The following is a 720-nucleotide window of genomic DNA, read 5'->3' as shown; positions in this document are numbered from 1 at the left end:
CGAGAGCAGCGGCGCCTTGGTCGCCATCGCATAGGCCTCGCGCTCGCGCGCGTTGGCCGGACGCATCGACGCATAGGCGGCCGCGTCATCGCTCTCGGCGAATTGCGCGACGCTGCCTGCCTTGGCAAAACCGCCGCTGCGGCCGATGACGGTCGGGTCGAGCATCAGGTTCAGGAACTGGCCGTCGGCATTGATCGCGGACTGGATGATGCCGGTGCCGAGCTCGCCCGAAGCGGTCGTCAGCCCCGCCGGCGCCAGCGCAGCGAAGGCCGCGGGGATGCCGCCGGTCGAGTTGAAGAAATTGGTCAGCGTGCTCGCGACGTTCTGCTGGTTGACATTGAGGCCGCCAGCCTGCGCGAAGTTGACGTTGACGTTGAGGAACACGTTGCTGGTGTCGTAGCTCAGTGTCGCGTTGAGCGTTGGCATGTTGGAGACGACGTTCGAATTGAAGCTGGTGCCGGCGAGGGTGAAGGCCGCGTTCAGGATCGTGTACTGCTTCTTGACCGTACCCGAGGTGAAGTTGACTCTCACCGTCGCGCCGCCGAGGTCGGCTGCGCCCGTGACGTTGGTGAGGCTGGCATTGGTCGAGGAGACCTGCACCAGATAGGTTGAGGCCGCCGTGAAGATGAGCGATCCGTTCACCGTCAGCGGGCCGAACGGGCTCGCCGCGCTGCCCGGGGCGAGCGTGCCGCCGTTGACCTGGACGCCTGCGACCGTGCC

1 pseudogene is annotated in these 720 nt (G+C 66.4%); it reads right to left on the bottom strand.

Annotation, left to right across the window (positions count from 1 at the left end):
* Positions 1-720: pseudogene (locus MOV74_RS39580) on the bottom strand (autotransporter); the annotation flags it as partial.

Source organism: Bradyrhizobium sp. SHOUNA76, from assembly GCF_023006445.1.
In the GTDB taxonomy this organism is placed as follows: Bacteria; Pseudomonadota; Alphaproteobacteria; order Rhizobiales; family Xanthobacteraceae; genus Bradyrhizobium.
Note: the sequence above shows the minus strand (reverse complement) of the source record. Positions and strands in the feature narration are given on the sequence as shown.